The 327-nt window shown below is 68.5% G+C and carries 1 pseudogene; it reads left to right on the top strand.

The features are described from left to right. A pseudogene (locus EOD29_RS30990) lies at positions 1 to 271 on the top strand (MFS transporter); the annotation flags it as partial. Positions 272 to 327 lie beyond the last annotated feature (56 nt).

Below are 327 nucleotides of genomic sequence, written 5' to 3'. Positions count from 1 at the left end.
CGTCATGACCGTCGCCCGCGCGCTGCTGCCACTGGCGCTGTTCTCACCGCGCGAATTCGGACTGCAATCGGCCCGGCGGTCGCTGCCGCAGAACCTCGCCAATGCCGTCGCCCCGGTCATCTTCACCGCCATCCTCGACCGCGCCGGCACCGGCCCGGCGCTCGCCGCCTGCGCCGTTCTGGCGGCATTGTCGCTCATCTTCGTGCTGATGCTGGTGGCGCTGGTGCGCGGCGCCCGTGCGTCGGAATCAGCCGTTCTTAATATTTCCTGATTATCATCCACGCCTGGACGAGAGCGGCTCTCCGTCCACGCCGCAACCGCTGGGGC

Source organism: Mesorhizobium sp. M1A.T.Ca.IN.004.03.1.1 (genome assembly GCF_003997555.1).
Taxonomy (GTDB): domain Bacteria; phylum Pseudomonadota; class Alphaproteobacteria; order Rhizobiales; family Rhizobiaceae; genus Mesorhizobium.
The sequence above is the reverse complement of the archived record's forward strand: the minus strand, read 5'-3'. Positions and strand labels throughout refer to the sequence as shown.